This is a genomic window from Streptomyces sp. AB3(2024) (assembly GCF_041862025.1).
Taxonomy (GTDB): Bacteria; Actinomycetota; Actinomycetes; order Streptomycetales; family Streptomycetaceae; genus Streptomyces.
Genome location: NZ_JBGWAB010000026.1, coordinates 28,662 through 42,567 on the forward strand (window position 1 = coordinate 28,662; position 13,906 = coordinate 42,567).

The 13,906-nt window shown below is 73.1% G+C and carries 11 protein-coding genes; 6 read left to right on the forward strand and 5 right to left on the reverse strand.

All coding sequences use genetic code 11. The features are described 5' to 3' along the window. Positions 1–47: 47 nt before the first annotated feature. On the forward strand, positions 48–1,079 hold the full coding sequence (locus ACEPPI_RS13910; RefSeq protein ID WP_373915539.1) for a WxL protein peptidoglycan domain-containing protein: 1,032 nt from the start codon (positions 48–50) through the stop codon (positions 1,077–1,079). 195 nt (positions 1,080–1,274) lie between these two features. Here the strand turns inward: ACEPPI_RS13910 and ACEPPI_RS13915 are convergent, their stop codons facing one another. The 4 genes from ACEPPI_RS13915 to iolC all read right to left on the reverse strand — a co-directional run bounded on the left by ACEPPI_RS13915 (position 1,275) and on the right by iolC (position 6,927). Then, on the reverse strand, positions 1,275–2,774 hold the full coding sequence (locus ACEPPI_RS13915) for a CoA-acylating methylmalonate-semialdehyde dehydrogenase (protein WP_373915540.1): 1,500 nt from the start codon (positions 2,772–2,774) through the stop codon (positions 1,275–1,277). Positions 2,775–2,784: 10 nt separating this feature from the next. After that, positions 2,785–4,659: a 3D-(3,5/4)-trihydroxycyclohexane-1,2-dione acylhydrolase (decyclizing) gene (gene iolD / locus ACEPPI_RS13920; protein WP_373915541.1), complete on the reverse strand. Its 1,875-nt coding sequence runs from the start codon at positions 4,657–4,659 to the stop codon at positions 2,785–2,787. Beyond that, positions 4,656–5,531 carry a 5-deoxy-glucuronate isomerase gene (gene iolB / locus ACEPPI_RS13925; protein WP_373915542.1) on the reverse strand — a complete coding sequence of 292 codons (876 nt, stop codon included), beginning with the start codon at positions 5,529–5,531 and terminating at the stop codon, positions 4,656–4,658. The genes iolD and iolB overlap by 4 nt, the downstream gene beginning before the upstream one ends. A 424-nt stretch (positions 5,532–5,955) precedes the next feature. Continuing rightward, positions 5,956–6,927, reverse strand: a complete 972-nt coding sequence (gene iolC / locus ACEPPI_RS13930) for a 5-dehydro-2-deoxygluconokinase (RefSeq protein ID WP_373915543.1) — start codon at positions 6,925–6,927, stop codon at positions 5,956–5,958. A gap of 105 nt (positions 6,928–7,032) precedes the next feature. On the opposite strand from iolC, the gene ACEPPI_RS13935 reads away from it, so the two are divergent. The 5 genes from ACEPPI_RS13935 (at position 7,033) to ACEPPI_RS13955 (ending at position 12,234) form a co-directional block, all read left to right on the forward strand. Further along, positions 7,033–7,947 (forward strand): sugar phosphate isomerase/epimerase family protein, encoded by a 915-nt coding sequence (locus ACEPPI_RS13935; protein WP_373915544.1) that lies wholly within the window; start codon positions 7,033–7,035, stop codon positions 7,945–7,947. A gap of 19 nt (positions 7,948–7,966) precedes the next feature. Next, positions 7,967–8,992 carry a Gfo/Idh/MocA family protein gene (locus ACEPPI_RS13940; protein ID WP_373915545.1) on the forward strand — a complete coding sequence of 342 codons (1,026 nt, stop codon included), beginning with the start codon at positions 7,967–7,969 and terminating at the stop codon, positions 8,990–8,992. Between the two features lie 242 nt (positions 8,993–9,234). Further along, positions 9,235–9,435: a helix-turn-helix transcriptional regulator gene (locus ACEPPI_RS13945; protein WP_373915546.1), complete on the forward strand. Its 201-nt coding sequence runs from the start codon at positions 9,235–9,237 to the stop codon at positions 9,433–9,435. Between the two features lie 187 nt (positions 9,436–9,622). Beyond that, positions 9,623–9,856 carry a heavy-metal-associated domain-containing protein gene (locus tag ACEPPI_RS13950; RefSeq protein WP_373915547.1) on the forward strand — a complete coding sequence of 78 codons (234 nt, stop codon included), beginning with the start codon at positions 9,623–9,625 and terminating at the stop codon, positions 9,854–9,856. 95 nt (positions 9,857–9,951) lie between these two features. Then, positions 9,952–12,234, forward strand: coding sequence for a heavy metal translocating P-type ATPase (locus ACEPPI_RS13955; protein WP_373915548.1), 2,283 nt, complete (start codon positions 9,952–9,954; stop codon positions 12,232–12,234). Positions 12,235–12,591: 357 nt separating this feature from the next. On the opposite strand, the gene ACEPPI_RS13960 is transcribed toward ACEPPI_RS13955, so the two are convergent. Then, the gene (locus tag ACEPPI_RS13960; protein WP_136216460.1) at positions 12,592–13,881 is read right to left on the reverse strand and encodes a citrate synthase; all 1,290 of its coding nucleotides are present in this window, start codon (positions 13,879–13,881) and stop codon (positions 12,592–12,594) included. Positions 13,882–13,906: the final 25 nt, after the last annotated feature.

Here is a 13,906-nt window from a genome sequence, read left to right on the forward strand (position 1 = left end):
CCCCCACCCCTCTTCCCGTTCCGCGCCGTGACTGGAGAGACCCGCCCATGCGCCTGCGCACCCTCCCGCACGTCCTCCTCGCCGGACTGTGCGGGCTGCTGCTGCTCCCCGCCCTGTCCGCCGCCCCCGCCACGGCCGCGGACAACGGCACCTGGGGGGTGTTCCCCACGCCCGCCGCGGGTGCCGCGATGACCGACCGCGCGTACTTCTTCCACCAGGGCGCCGCCGGGGCCACCGTCGGCGACAGCGCCACGATCCTGAACTCCTCCGACAAGGAGCTGACCTTCCAGGTCTTCGCCACCGACGCCGTGAACACCCCGTCGGGGGGCGCCTTCGCGCTGTTGCCCGCCGAGACGAAGCCCAAGGACGTCGGCACCTGGATCGCGCTGGCACCGCAGGCGTCGGCCACCGTGACCGTGCCGCCGAAGGGCCGCGCCGACATCCCCTTCACCGTCAAGGTCCCCCGGGACGCCACGCCGGGCGATCACGTCGGCGGGATCGTCGCGCTCAACACCGCCGTCGAGGGGGTACAGAAGGACGGCAAGGTGCAGGTGGGGGTGAAGCGTTCGGTGGGGGCCCGGCTGTACTTCCGGGTGCCGGGACCGCTGACCCCGGGGCTGAGCGTGGAGGACGTACGGGTGACCCGGGGGGCGCCGCTGCTGCCGTGGGTGAAGGACGCCCGCGCCACGGTCTCGTACGCGCTGGTCAACCGGGGCAACGTGGTGGTGGAGCCGAAGGTGGCGGTGTCCGCGCGGGGGCTGTTCGGGCGCCGGGTGCTGGACCGGCCGGCCCGGGAGCCGAAGCTGGTGCTGCTGCCGGGGCAGCGGGTGGAGCTGACCGAACCGTGGCCTGACTCGCCCCAGTTGGACTGGGTGAGCGTCAAGGTCTCGGCGGGCGCGGCCGCCTACCCCGACCTCTCCTCCGAGTCCGCCACGGACTTCCTCGCGGTCCCCTGGGCAGCGGCGGGAGCGGTCCTGGTGCTGGCGGGGGCGGGGACGGCCGTGCTGGTACTGCGCCGGCGGCGACGCTCGGATCCCCCACGGCCGCGACCCGCACGGGACTTGGCGCAGACGTACTGACCGGCGAGGCCCCGGGCGGCCCGAGGCACGGGCGGCCCGAGCGCCCCCGGCGCGGCGAACGGCAGGACCCCCCGGCCGGTGAGGGTGGGCCAGGGGGGCCTGCCGTTCGGGGACGCGCCGGCCGACGACGGTGGCGGCCGGGGACCGGAGGCCGCCGGGGATCGGAGGCCGCCGGGCGTCACCGGCGGCCGGGCGTCAGTGGTTGCGGGGGAAGCCCAGGTCCACGCCGGCCGGGGCGTCGGCCGGGTCCGGCCAGCGGGTGGTGACGACCTTGCCGCGCGTGTAGAAGTGGATGCCGTCGTTGCCGTAGATGTGGTGGTCGCCGAAGAGCGAGTCCTTCCAGCCGCCGAAGGAGTGGTAGCCCACCGGCACCGGGATCGGCACGTTCACGCCGACCATGCCCGCCTGGATCTCCAGCTGGAAGCGGCGGGCGGCGCCGCCGTCGCGGGTGAAGATCGCGGTGCCGTTGCCGAACGGCGAGGCGTTGATGAGGGCCACGCCCTCCTCGTAGGTCTCGGTGCGCAGCACGCACAGCACCGGGCCGAAGATCTCGTCGCGGTAGGCGTCGGAGTCGGTCTTGACGTTGTCCAGGAGGGACAGGCCGATCCAGTGGCCGTTCTCGTTGCCCTCGACCGTGTAGCCGGTGCCGTCGAGGACGACGTCGGCGCCCTGGGCCGCGGCGCCCTTGACGTAGGAGGCGACCTTGTCGCGGTGGGCGGCGGTGATCAGCGGGCCCATCTCGGACGTGGGGTCGTTGCCGGGGCCGATCTTGATCTTCTCGGCGCGCTCGCGGATCTTCTCGACGAGCTCGTCCGCGATGGAGCCGACGGCGACGACCGCGGAGATCGCCATGCAGCGCTCGCCCGCCGAACCGTAGGCCGCGGAGACGGCCGCGTCGGCGGCGGCGTCCAGGTCCGCGTCCGGGAGCACCAGCATGTGGTTCTTGGCGCCGCCCAGCGCCTGGACGCGCTTGCCGTTGGCCGAGGCGGTGGTGTGGATGTGGCGGGCGATCGGGGTCGAGCCGACGAAGGACACGGCGGAGATGCCCGGGTGCGCGAGGAGCGCGTCGACGGCCACCTTGTCGCCGTGGACGACGTTCAGGACGCCCGCGGGGAGACCGGCCTCGGTCATCAGCTCGGCCAGCTTGTTGGCGGCCGAGGGGTCCTTCTCGCTGGGCTTGAGGATGAAGGTGTTTCCGCAGGCCACGGCCAGCGGGAACATCCACATCGGGACCATCGCCGGGAAGTTGAAGGGCGTGATGCCCGCGACGACGCCCAGCGGCTGGCGGATCGAGGAGACGTCCACCCGGTTGGAGACGGAGGTGGACAGCTCGCCCTTGAGCTGGGTGGTGATCCCGCAGGCCAGCTCGACGATCTCCAGGCCGCGGGCGACCTCGCCCAGCGCGTCCGAGTGCACCTTGCCGTGCTCGGCGGTGATCAGTTCGGCGATGGCGTCGCGGTTGGCGTCCAGCAGCGCGCGGTAGGCGAACAGCACCTTGGTGCGGGCGGCCAGCGAGGACTGGCCCCAGGACAGGAACGCCTCCTGGGCGACCCGTACCGCGGCGTCGACCTCCTCGGCGGAGGCGAGGGCGACCTGCGTGGTGACCTCGCCGGTGGCCGGGTCGGTGACCGGGCCGTAGTTGCCCGACGCGCCCTCGACGGTCTTGCCACCGATCCAGTGGTTGACGGTCTTCATGCTTGCTCCTTCACAGATGGCGACGTCGCTGCGCGGCTTGCCGGTCGTACTCGTCACGGGCCAGGGCCGCCGACGCACGGGTCGCGGTCTCGGCCACAGGAACATCCCACCACGCCTGTGCCGGGGGTGGGCCCGACACAGTGTCGGGTGTTCGGGTCTGTGCGTAGACACATGTGGGACGGTCCGCCGCACGTGCTTCGGAGAGGGCTTTTCGCAGGTCACCGATGGTGTGGGTACGGATGGTGGCCATCCCCAGGGAGGCCGCGTTCGCGGCGAGGTCCACCGGGAGGGGGGCGCCGTCGTACGCGCCGTCGGGCCCCCGGAAGCGGTACGCCGTGCCGAAGCCCTCGCCGCCCACGGCCCCCGACAGGCCGCCGATGGAGGCGAAGCCGTGGTTGTCGAGGATCACCACCTTGACGGGGACGCCCTCCTGCACGGCGGTGACGAGCTCGGTGGGGTTCATCAGGTACGTCCCGTCGCCGACCAGGGCCCACACCGGGCGGCCGGGCGCGGCGAGGGCGGTGCCGAGGGCGGCGGGGATCTCGTAGCCCATGCAGGAGTAGCCGTACTCGACGTGGTACTGGTCGGCCGAGCGGGCCCGCCAGAGCCTGTGCAGGTCTCCGGGGAGCGAGCCGGCGGCGTTGACCAGGATGTCGGTGCCGTCCACGAGCCCGTCGAGGAGGCCGAGGACCTGGGCCTGGGTGGGCGGCAGGTCCTCCGCGTCGGCGGGTACGGCGTACGCGGCGTCCACGCGGGCCTCCCACCCGGCCTTGGCCGCGGTGTACGCGGCCTCGTACGCGGGCGCGACCCGGTACCCGGCGACCGCGTCGAGCAGCTCCGCCAGCCCCTCGCGGGCGTCCGCCACCAGGGGCAGGGCGGCGAGCTTGTGGGCGTCGTACGGGTCGAGGTTGAGGCCGAGGAAGCGGACGGCCGGGTTCTGGAAGAGGGTCGAGGAGGCGGTCGTGAAGTCGGTGAGCCGGGTCCCGGCGGCGATGACCAGGTCGGCCTCCCGGGCCAGCGTGTCGGCGGTGGCCGTCCCGGTGTGACCGACGCCGCCCACTTCGGCGGGGTGGTCGTACGGGAGGACCCCCTTGCCCGCCTGCGTGGTGGCGACCGGGATCCCGGTGGCCTCCGCGAGGGCGGCGAGCGCGGCCCCGGCGGCGGCGTGCCGGATGCCGCCGCCGGCGACGATCAGGGGGCGCGCGGAGCCCCGTACCGCCTCGGCGGCGGCGGCCAGCTCGCGGCGGTCGGGGCGCGGGCGGCGCACGGTCCACACCCGCTCGGCGAAGAACTCCTCGGGCCAGTCGTGGGCCTCGGCCTGCACGTCCTGCGGCAGCGCGAGGGTGACGGCCCCGGTCTGCACGGGGTCGGTGAGCACCCGCATCGCCTGGAGGGCGGCCGGGACCAGGGCCTCGGGCCGGGTGATCCGGTCGAAGTGGCGCGAGACGGGCCGCAGGGTGTCGTTGACGGAGACGTCTCCGGCGTAGGGGACTTCGAGCTGCTGGAGCACCGGATCGGCGGGCCGGGTCGCGAAGGTGTCGCCGGGCAGCAGGAGCACCGGGATCCGGTTGATCGTGGCGAGGGCGGCTCCGGTGACGAGGTTGGTCGCGCCGGGCCCGATGGAGGTGGTCACGGCGTGCGCGGAGAGCCGGCCGCTCTGGCGGGCGTAGCCGACGGCGGCGTGCACCATGGCCTGCTCGTTGCGCCCCTGGAGGAAGGGCATGGCCTGGGGGCCGCTCTCCAGCAGGGCCTGCCCGATCCCGGCCACGTTGCCGTGCCCGAAGATCCCCCAGGTGGCGGCGATCAGCCGGTGGCGCCGGCCGTCGCGCTCGGTGTACTGGCGGGCCAGGAAGCGGACCAGGGCCTGGGCGGTGGTGAGCCTCATGTGCCGTCCTCCGGGCGGTCGTCCTGCGGGCGGTCGTCCTGCGGGCGGGGGAAGGGCAGCCGGGGGTCGACGGCCAGGCCGGGCCAGGTGCCGCGGATCCAGCCGTGGTCGGGGTGGTCCCGGATCAGCCACTCCCGCGTGGCGTCCGGCCCGGCCATCACGTTCAGGTAGTACATGTCGTGGCCGGGCGCGGCGATGGAGGGGCCGTGCCAGCCGTCCGGGACGAGGACGGTGTCGCCCGTCCGCACCTCGGCGAGGACGTCGGTCCTCCCGGCCGGGGAGGGGCTCACGCGCTGGTAGCCGACACCGGGGACGCCGTCGTGCGGGGCGATCTCGAAGTAGTAGATCTCCTCCAGGCGGGACTCCTCGCCGGGGTGGTGCTCGTCGTGCTTGTGGGGCGGGTACGAGGACCAGTTCCCGCCGGGGGTGAGCACCTCGACGGCGATGAGCCGGTCGCAGGGGAACACGTCGGCGGCGGCGAAGTTGTGGACCTGCCGGGAGCAGGTGCCGGCGCCGCGCAGCTCCACCGGGACGGCCCCGGCGGGCCCGTACCGGGCCGGCAGGCGCCGCTCGCAGCGGGCCCCCACGAGCGCGAACCGGCCGCCCCGCGCCGAGGTGACGTCCGCGCGGCCGTCGCGGGGCAGGTACGCGAAGTCGCTCGGGCCGTCGAACACCCCGCTCCGGCCCCCGAGCCGGAAGACCTGCGGTCCGCTCCCCCCGGCCCCGCCCGGCCCGCCGGCGAGCCGGTCCGGACCACGACGCCCGTCCGGGCCCGGATCCGAGCCTGCGCTCCGGTCCGGAAACGGCCCGGGGCGCCCGTCCGGGAACGGCTCGGGATCGGGCTCAGGATCCGGATCCACCCCGGGACCCACCCCGGAACACCCATCCGGGAACGGCTCAGCATCCGGCTCCGGATCCGGGCCCACCCCGGGACCCACCCCGGAACACCCATCCGGGAACGGCTCAGCATCCGGCTCCGGATCCGGGCCCACCCCGGGACCCACCCCGGGGGACCCTTCCCGGGCGGGGCCGGGGTGTCGTGCCGGGGCCGCGCCGGAACGCCCGTCCGGGAACGGCTCCGGATCCGGGCCAGGACGCCCGTCCGCAAACGGCCCGGAGGCCGGATCGGGATCCGGTCCGGCACGCCCGTCCGGGGCCGGGGAAGCCCCCGCGCAGCGGACCTCGCAGCCGCCCGCGAGGGGGAGGACGATCCACTCCGCGTCGCCGCAGGCGAACCCGTACGTCTCCCCCGGCGCGAGTTCCAGCACCCGCAGCCGGGTGAACTCCATCACCGACTCAGACACCACCGGCACGGCCCAGCACCTCCTCCACCTCGTCCGGGAACGGCATCGCCGTCGAGCACGCCAGCCGGGAGGCCACGATCGCGCCGGCCGCGTTCGCGTGGCGCAGCACCCGTTCCAGGTCCCAGCCGGCCAGCAGTCCGTGGCACAGGGCGCCCCCGAACGCGTCCCCGGCGCCCAGCCCGTTGACCACCGTCACCGGCACCGGCGGCACCTCCACCACCGTCCCGTCCCGGTGCACGGCCAGCACGCCCTGCGGCCCGCGTTTGACCACGGCCAGTTCCACCCCGGCGGCGAGCAGCGCCCGCGCGGCCGCGTACGGCTCGTCCCGGCCGGTGGCCACCGCGCACTCCTCGGTGTTGCCGACGGCGACGGTGGCCAGGGCGAGGGCCCGCTCGTACCAGGGCCCCGGCGGTTCCTCCCAGAGCATGGGCCGCCAGTCCAGGTCGAAGACGGTGGTCCCGGACTTCGAGCGGGCCTCCAGCGCGCCGAGGGTGGCGCTGCGGCTGGGCTCCGCGCTGAGTCCGGTGCCCGTCATCCAGAAGACCCGGGCCGCGCGCACCGCCTCCCGGTCCACCTCGTCCACCCCGATCTCCAGGTCGGGGGCCTTGGGGAGCCGGTAGAAGTAGAGCGGGAAGTGGTCCGGCGGGAAGACCTCGCAGAAGGTGACGGGCGTCGGGTACCGCTCGACCTCGCCCACCCACCGGTCGTCGACGCCGAAGCCGCGCAGCTCGGCGCGCAGGTACGCCCCGAAGGGGTCGGCCCCGGTCCGGGTGATCACGGCCGTGCGGCGGCCCAGCCGGGCCGCGGCGACGGCGACGTTCGTGGGCGAGCCGCCGAGGAACCTGCCGAAGGTGTCGGCCTCGCCGAGCGGTACACCGGTCTTGAGCGGGTAGAGATCCACCCCGATCCGTCCCATGGTGATCAGGTCGTACGCGGACCCGTCCACGCTGTTCACAGCCGACACTCCCGCGACTCCTGCCACTTGCGCCGCTCCTCCCGCTCCCCGTACCCGTACCCGTCCCATTCGCCTTCCCCGTTGCCTTGAGCCTCGCACCCTAAGGTGGCCGTCATGACCTCCTCCCCACCCGCGTTGACCCGTATCCGTGTCGGTTCGGCTCCGGACTCCTGGGGTGTCTGGTTTCCGGAGGATCCCCTCCAGACCCCCTGGGAGCGCTTCCTCGACGAGGTGGCCGACGCCGGGTACGAGTGGATCGAGCTCGGCCCCTACGGCTACCTGCCCACCGACGCGGCCCGCCTCGCCGACGAGACGGCGAAGCGGGGCCTGCGGGTGTCCGCCGGAACCGTCTTCACCGGACTCCATCACGGGCCCGCCGTCTGGGAGGAGACCTGGGAGCACGTGTCGCGGATCGCCGCGCTCACCCGGGACACGGGAGCGGAGCACCTGGTCGTCATCCCCTCCTTCTGGCGCGACGACAAGACGGGCGCGGTGCTGGAGGACCGGGTCCTGACCCCGGACCAATGGCGCGAACTGACCTCCCAGACCGAGCGGCTGGGCCGGGAGGTCCGGGACCGCTACGGGCTGCGGATCGTGGTCCACCCGCACGCCGACACCCACATCGACACCCCGGCGAACGTGGCCCGGTTCCTGGACGCCACCGATCCGGCCCTGGTCTCGCTGTGCCTGGACACCGGGCACTACGCGTACTGCGGCGGGGACAGCGTCGAGGCGATCGAGACCTTCGGCGAGCGGATCGGCTACCTCCACCTCAAGCAGGTGGACCCGCGGGTCCTCGCCGAAGTGCGGGCCGAGGAGCTGCCCTTCGGGCCGGCCGTGGCCCGCGGGGTGATGTGCGAGCCGCCGTCGGGAGTGCCCGCGCTGGAGCCCGTACTGGCGGCCGCGCAACGGCTCGGGGTGGAGCTCTTCGCCATCGTGGAGCAGGACATGTACCCGTGCGCGCCCGACCGGCCGCTGCCCATCGCCCGGCGCACCCGGGCCCATCTGCGCTCCTGCGGCGCCCGTTGACACCCTGGAGGAGAGACACATGAGCGGCACGCTCGGCATCGCGGTCATCGGCACCGGGAGGATGGGTTCAGATCACGTCCGGCGGATCGGCACCACGGTGGGCGGAGCGCGGGTGGTGGCCGTCGCCGATCCGGACGGGGACCGGGTCAAGGAGGTCGCGGCGGGTCTGGAGGGCGCGGGCGCGTACACGGACCCGGAGGCCGCGATCGCGGCGCCCGGGGTGGACGCCGTACTGATCGCCTCCCCCGGTCCCGCCCACGAGGAGGCGGTCCTGCACGCCCTGGAGCGCCGGCTGCCGGTGCTCTGCGAGAAGCCCCTGACCCCGGATCCGGAGGGAGCCCTGCGGATCATGGAGGCGGAGCGGCGGCTGGGGCGGCGGCTGGTGCAGGTGGGGTTCATGCGGCGTTTCGACGCCGAGTACGAGCGGCTCAAGGAGCTGCTGGACGCGGGCGGGATCGGCCGGCCGCTCTTCCTGCACTGCCGCCACCGCAACGCCTCCTCCCCCTCCTTCTTCACCGGCGACATGCTGATCAGCGACTCGGTGGTGCACGAGGTGGACGCGGCCCGCTGGCTGCTGGGCCAGGAGGTCACCGCGGTGACCGTGCTCGCGCCCACCCCCACCTCGGCCGCTCCGGAGGCACTGGGCGATCCGCGCTTCGTCCTGCTGGAGACCTCGGGTGGCGCGATCGTGGACGTGGAGATCTTCGTCAACTGCGGTTTCGGCTACCAGGTGCGCTGCGAGGCGGTCGGCGAATCCGGCACCGCCCGCATCGGCGACGGCCACGCGATGGTGGTCGAGTCGGGCGGCCGGTGGGGCGGGGAGGTGGTCCAGGACTACACGACCCGGTTCGCCGACGCCTACGACCGCCAGGTGCGGCGCTGGGTGGCCGCGGCGGCGCGGGGCCGGGTGGCGGGACCCGACGCGTGGGACGGGTACGCGGCGGCGGCCGTCTCGCGGGCGGGGCTGGCGGCCGCACGCAGCGGCGTACGGACCGAGGTGCGGCTGGCGGAGCGGCCGGAGCTGTACGCGGCCGGGCGGGACTGACCGGGCTCGCACGCCCCGCACGCCCTGGTGACTCCTGTGTCGTATTCCGTCACGGGAGTCACCCTCCTATGACGGATGTCCGCATTTCGCGGGTTTTCTGTCACAGGCCGTCGACAGCCGCTCCCCCGAACTCACCGGACGTCGTTCTCCGGGCACAACCCGAGTGATCGTCAGCGTCCACGCGCCGGCTCCCCCGACGGCCGTCCGGCCGGCCCCGCGGCGTGGACCAGGAGGTGTCGTGGATGAGCGACCGAACGCTGTGGTCGTACAAGGAGATCGCCGCCCATATCCAGGTCCAGCCGGACAGCGTGCGCTCCTACCGGAAGCACGGGCTGCTCCCCGCGCCCGACCATGTGGAGGGCTCGAAGCCCTACTGGTACGCCGACACCATCCGCGCCTGGGTGGCCCGCCGCCCGGGCAACCGGGGGCGCCGCGACGGCTGACGGCCCCGGTGGCCACTATCGGTGGATACCGTTCCATATGCACCGTAAACGCCGTTTACTGGGATTGCGGCGATCTTGCCCCCCACGCGCTTCACTGAGATCCCGCCAAGTCCCGCCAGATGCTCGCTCAATACCCCCTAGGGGTATAATCTGGGAGCAGAGAGACACCCCGATGAAGGAGAACGACATGACCGCCGAGACGGACAACCGGACCACCGCCGTGTACAAGGTCACCGGAATGACCTGTGGGCACTGCGAGGGCGCCGTGACCGCCGAGCTGACCGCCCTGGCGGGAGTGTCCTCGGTCAAGGCCGTCGCCGCCACCGGTGAGGTCACCGTGGTCTCCGCCGCCCCGCTCGCCGAGGAAGACGTCCGCGCCGCCGTGGACGAGGCGGGCTACGAGCTCGCCGGCCGGGTCTGAGCCGCGCCCCGCCACTCCCGCAGCGCCCAGCCGGTCCGTACCGGCCAGCTCATACTGGTCCCGTACGGGCCGGCCCTCCCCCTGGAGCCGGAAACATGACCAGCACAGTGCACGACGGGCCCATAACGGCGGTCGAGCTCTCGATCGGCGGGATGACCTGCGCCTCCTGCGCCGCCCGGATCGAGAAGAAGCTCAACCGGATGGACGGCGTCGAGGCCACGGTGAACTACGCCACCGAGAAGGCCCACGTCTCCTGCACGGGCGACGTACGGGTCGCCGACCTGATCGCGACCGTCGTGAAGACCGGGTACACCGCCGAGGAGCCCGCGCCCCCGCCCCCGCCCCCCGCGGCGGCCGACGGGGCCGGACCGGAACGGGAAGCGGAAGCGGAAGCGCCCTCCGGACGCGACCCGGAACTGGCCGCGCTGCGGCAGCGGCTGCTGGTCTCCGCCGTCCTCGCCGTGCCCGTCGTCGTGCTCGCGATGGTCCCGGCCCTCCAGTTCGACAACTGGCAGTGGCTCTCGCTGACCCTGGCCGCGCCCGTGGTCGTCTGGGGCGGCTTCCCCTTCCACAAGGCCGCCTGGACGAACCTGCGGCACGGCGCGGCCACCATGGACACCCTGGTGTCCATCGGCACCCTCGCCGCCTTCACCTGGTCGCTGTGGGCCCTGTTCTTCGGGCAGGCGGGCATGCCCGGCATGCGGCACGGCTTCGACCTGGGCGCCTCGCACGCGGACGGCTCCTCCGCCATCTATCTGGAGGTCGCCGCCGGAGTCGTCACCTTCATCCTGCTCGGCCGCTACCTGGAGGCCCGCTCCAAGCGGAAGGCCGGGGCCGCCCTGCGGGCCCTGCTGGAACTGGGCGCCAAGGACGTGGTGGTGCTGCGCGCGGGCCGGGAGGTCCGCGTCCCGGTCGCCGCGCTCGCGGTCGGAGACCGGTTCGTCGTCCGCCCCGGCGAGAAGATCGCCACCGACGGCACCGTCGTCGAGGGCTCCTCCGCCGTGGACGCCTCGATGCTGACGGGGGAATCCGTCCCGGTCGAGGTGGCCGTCGGGGACCCGGTGACCGGCGCCACGGTCAACGCCTCGGGCCGGCTCGTCGTCGAGGCCACCCGGATCGGGGCCGACACCCAGCTCGCCCGGATGGCCAAGATGGTCGAGGACGCGCAGAGCGGCAAGGCCGCGGTGCAACGGCTCGCCGACCGCGTCGCCGGCGTCTTCGTCCCCGTCGTCCTGCTCCTCGCCCTCGGCACCTGGGTCGCCTGGCTGCTCATCGCCGACGACGCCACCGCCGCCTTCACCGCCGCCGTGTCCGTCCTGATCATCGCCTGCCCCTGCGCCCTGGGCCTGGCCACGCCGACCGCGCTGATGGTCGGCACCGGACGGGGGGCCCAGCTCGGCATCCTGATCAAGGGCCCCGAGGTGCTGGAGTCGACCCGCCGGGTGGACACCGTGGTCCTGGACAAGACCGGGACGGTCACCACCGGCCGGATGACCCTGTCCGCCACCCATCCCGCCGAGGGGGTCGACGCCGGCGAACTGCTGCGCCTGGCCGGCGCCCTGGAGCACTTCTCCGAGCACCCGATCGCGCGGGCCGTCGCCGCGGCGGCCGCGGACGCCGCCGGCGGGCTGCCCGTCCCGGAGGACTTCCGTAACCACGGCGGGCTCGGCGTCGAGGGCACCGTCGAGGGACACGCCGTACTCGTGGGGCGCGAACGGCTGCTGGCCGACCGGGCGGTGCCGCTGCCCGCCGCGCTCGCCGACGCCAAGGAGGCCGCCGAGGCCACCGGCGCCACGGCCGTGCTGGTGGCCTGGGACGGAACGGCCCGCGGGGTGCTGAGCGTGGCCGACGCGGTCAAGGAGACCAGCGCCGAGGCCGTGACCCGGCTGCGCGCACTGGGCCTGACCCCGGTCCTGCTGACCGGCGACAACCGGGCCGTGGCCGAGACGGTGGCCCGCGAGGTGGGCATCGACGAGGTCATCGCCGAGGTGCTCCCGCAGGACAAGGTGGACGTGGTCCGCCGGCTCCAGGCCGAGGGCCGCACGGTCGCCATGGTGGGCGACGGGGTCAACGACGCGGCCGCGCTGGCCCAGGCCGACCTCGGCCTGGCCCTGGGAACCGGTACCGACGCGGCCATCGAGGCCGGGGACCTGACCCTCGTACGGGGCGACCTGCGGGTGGCCGCAGACGCCATCCGGCTCTCCCGGCGCACCCTCGCCACCATCAAGGGCAACCTCTTCTGGGCCTTCGGCTACAACCTGGCGGCGCTGCCGCTGGCGGCGGCCGGGCTGCTCAACCCGATGATCGCGGGGGCCGCGATGGCCTTCTCCTCGGTCTTCGTGGTCACCAACAGCCTGCGGCTGCGGTCCTTCCGCTAGTGACCCTCCTCCCCCAGCCCTCCACAGTTCCTTCACTGGAGACGCAGATCACAGTGATCGCAACGTAACCATCCGGGGTCGACACGGGTCTAATGGGGCGATGCCAGAAACATCTTGGGGGATGTTTCACGGAGGTCTTGGGGGACGTCCTGGGCATCTGCCGGCCGGGACGCGTGCCCTCGGGAAGCCTTGAGCGGCCCTCCCGACCCGAACGGGTCCCGGCACACACCGACGCCCCGGCGCGGATCCCGTGGGGGGAATCCGCTGCCGGGGAAAAGGAAAGCGCCCCGACCGTCGACCCGTGGGGGGATCGACGGCGGGGCGCTTTTCGTACGCTCGGGCCGCGCGGGCTCGCGGTCAGCGGGCCTCGACGGGGACGAAGTCGCGCAGGACCTCGCCGGTGTAGATCTGGCGCGGGCGGCCGATGCGGGAGCCGGGCTCCTTGATCATCTCGTGCCACTGGGCGATCCAGCCGGGGAGCCGGCCGAGCGCGAAGAGCACGGTGAACATCTCGGTCGGGAAGCCCATGGCCCGGTAGATCAGACCGGTGTAGAAGTCCACGTTCGGGTAGAGGTTGCGCGCGACGAAGTACTCGTCGGCCAGCGCGTGCTCTTCCAGCTTGAGCGCGATGTCCAGCAGCTCGTCGCTCTTGCCGAGCGCCGAGAGGACGTCGTGCGCCGCCGCCTTGATGATCTTCGCCCGGGGGTCGAAGCTCTTGTAGACGCGGTGCCCGAAGCCCATCAGGCGGACGCCGTCTTCCTTGTTCTTCACCTTGCGGATGAAGGCGTCGACGTCGCCGCCGTCGTTCTTGATGCCTTCGAGCATCTCCAGGACGGACTGGTTGGCACCGCCGTGGAGCGGGCCCCACAGGGCGGAGATGCCGGCGGAGATCGAGGCGAACATGTTCGCCTGCGAGGAACCGACCAGACGCACGGTGGAGGTCGAGCAGTTCTGCTCGTGGTCCGCGTGCAGGATCAGCAGCTTGTCGAGCGCCGAGACCACGACCGGGTCCAGGTCGTACTCCTGGGCCGGCACGGAGAAGGTCATGCGCAGGAAGTTCTCGACGTAGCCGAGGTCGTTGCGCGGGTAGACCACCGGGTGGCCGACCGACTTCTTGTACGCGTACGCGGCGATCGTCGGGAGCTTGGCCAGCAGCCGGATCGTCGAGAGGTGGCGCTGCTTCTCGTCGAACGGGTTGTGGCTGTCCTGGTAGAACGTCGACAGCGCGCTGACCACGGAGGACAGCATCGCCATCGGGTGCGCGTCGCGCGGGAAGCCGTCGTAGAACCGCTTGACGTCCTCGTGCAGCAGCGTGTGCTGGGTGATTTCGTTGCGGAACGACGCGAGCTGGTCGACGGTCGGCAGCTCACCGTTGATCAGCAGGTAGGCGACCTCGATGAAGGTCGAGCGCTCCGCCAGCTGCTCGATCGGGTAGCCGCGGTAGCGCAGGATGCCCTGCTCGCCGTCGAGGTAGGTAATCGCGGACTTGTAGGCGGCGGTGTTTCCGTAGCCGCTGTCCAGCGTGACGAGCCCGGTCTGGGCCCTCAGCTTCGAGATGTCGAAGCCCTGGTCACCGACAGTGCTTTCGACCACCGGGTAGGTGTATTCACCGTCCGCGTACCGGAGTACTACAGAGTTGTCGCTCACGTCATCCCTCACCGACGTAGTGCCT

Excerpts from the sequence above, each read along its gene's own strand:
- ACEPPI_RS13945 (WP_373915546.1), top strand. The coding sequence starts at position 9,235 with ATGAGCGACCGAACGCTGTGGTCGTACAAGGAGATCGCCGCCCATATC.
- ACEPPI_RS13955 (WP_373915548.1), top strand. The coding sequence starts at position 9,952 with ATGACCAGCACAGTGCACGACGGGCCCATAACGGCGGTCGAGCTCTCG.
- ACEPPI_RS13940 (WP_373915545.1), top strand. The coding sequence starts at position 7,967 with ATGAGCGGCACGCTCGGCATCGCGGTCATCGGCACCGGGAGGATGGGT.
- iolD (WP_373915541.1), bottom strand. The coding sequence starts at position 4,659 with ATGAGGCTCACCACCGCCCAGGCCCTGGTCCGCTTCCTGGCCCGCCAG.
- ACEPPI_RS13915 (WP_373915540.1), bottom strand. The coding sequence starts at position 2,774 with ATGAAGACCGTCAACCACTGGATCGGTGGCAAGACCGTCGAGGGCGCG.
- ACEPPI_RS13950 (WP_373915547.1), top strand. The coding sequence starts at position 9,623 with ATGACCGCCGAGACGGACAACCGGACCACCGCCGTGTACAAGGTCACC.
- ACEPPI_RS13910 (WP_373915539.1), top strand. The coding sequence starts at position 48 with ATGCGCCTGCGCACCCTCCCGCACGTCCTCCTCGCCGGACTGTGCGGG.
- ACEPPI_RS13935 (WP_373915544.1), top strand. The coding sequence starts at position 7,033 with ATGACCTCCTCCCCACCCGCGTTGACCCGTATCCGTGTCGGTTCGGCT.